This window comes from Paenibacillus sp. TAF43_2, assembly GCF_052113545.1.
Taxonomy (GTDB): Bacteria; Bacillota; Bacilli; order Paenibacillales; family Paenibacillaceae; genus Pristimantibacillus.
The window spans coordinates 1-1073 of the sequence record NZ_JBFRDK010000387.1 but is presented as its reverse complement, the minus strand read 5'-3'; the positions used below and the strand labels follow the sequence as shown (position 1 = coordinate 1073).

The following is a 1073-nucleotide window of genomic DNA, read 5'->3' as shown; positions in this document are numbered from 1 at the left end:
GAGGTACCCCGAATGTCTATACCGTATGGTCCCCTCTTGGAAACGTTTCGTATGAAATGGGGGGACTGGCGATTTGCCTCGGCTCGCATCGATTTGAAACGCTGAAGCAATCGTATGGATCCAAAGATTCGGATCGTGATGGTTTGGGACATTACACGGATGATCCGCTTGTTATAACGGAGAAGTTCGGTGGTCAGTGGGCGACAACTCAATTTCAGGCAGGCGATGTACTCATTTTCGGCATGTTTTTAATGCATTGCTCACTGGAGAATACAACCAATCAATACCGAATTAGTGTGGATGCGAGATACCAATCGGCCTACGAAAAGGTTGACGAAAGATGGAGCGGCAAAAAGCCGAAGGGTCATTTTAAATAATTGTTATAGCCACCCATTGCGGTGGCTATTTTATTGATAGGAAGTGAAGCGTCTACTTAGAAAAGATGATTGACTAAAGTATTAATTAGTTTTATGCTTTGTAACAAAATTGAAATCCGAGAAATTAATTCCATAATTCATTTCTACAAACAAAAAATCAGATAAAAAAATACCGATTAGACTAGAAAGGGCGGTCTGCAGCAATGCTTAAATTGATGAGAAACAAGTATATTGTTGTTTTGATTGCATCTATCGTTTTTATCATAGTTTGGATCTATAAGCCGATAGAGACTACTCGTATCACAGTTGGCACGATTGAAAGCAAGGAGAGTAAAGGCGGAAATTATTTTATAAATATTATATATGCTGACCAAACTCGTACGGATAAAATTAAAGTTCCATTAACAACTTGGAATCTAATAAAGGCAGATAATAAATATTTTTTCGTTTATAAATTCGATTTAATGCGCAAGCCTTATTTAATAGATATTAGAGAGCACTGAAGTTATTGTACTGACGAACTTGACAAGATGATGTACGCCGTTCGTTTATAACGATTATACATTCCTCTCCAGCAATGTCCCCAGTTGTTCTGCTAAGACATGATGGGTGACAGGCATTTCATTCATGAACCACCATTCCACTACTCCTACAAAAGAAGAAGCGACAAACCTCACGAGAAGATCTTCATTTAAC

3 protein-coding genes are annotated in these 1073 nt (G+C 38.4%); 2 read left to right on the top strand and 1 reads right to left on the bottom strand.

What is annotated here, in order from left to right; all coding sequences use genetic code 11:
- Together AB4Z17_RS33615 and AB4Z17_RS33610 are read left to right on the top strand one after the other, a co-directional pair.
- Positions 1-377: phytanoyl-CoA dioxygenase family protein (locus tag AB4Z17_RS33615; RefSeq protein ID WP_441964795.1), on the top strand; the 377-nt coding region annotated here is incomplete at its 5' end.
- A gap of 203 nt (positions 378-580) precedes the next feature.
- Positions 581-880, top strand: a complete 300-nt coding sequence (locus AB4Z17_RS33610) for a hypothetical protein (RefSeq protein ID WP_441964793.1) — start codon at positions 581-583, stop codon at positions 878-880.
- Between the two features lie 54 nt (positions 881-934).
- On the opposite strand, the gene AB4Z17_RS33605 is transcribed toward AB4Z17_RS33610, so the two are convergent.
- The gene (locus AB4Z17_RS33605) at positions 935-1054 is read right to left on the bottom strand and encodes a TetR-like C-terminal domain-containing protein (RefSeq protein ID WP_441964796.1); all 120 of its coding nucleotides are present in this window, start codon (positions 1052-1054) and stop codon (positions 935-937) included.
- Positions 1055-1073: the final 19 nt, after the last annotated feature.

Coding starts and splice junctions, on each gene's coding strand:
- AB4Z17_RS33610 (WP_441964793.1), top strand. CDS start 581: ATGCTTAAATTGATGAGAAACAAGTATATTGTTGTTTTGATTGCATCT.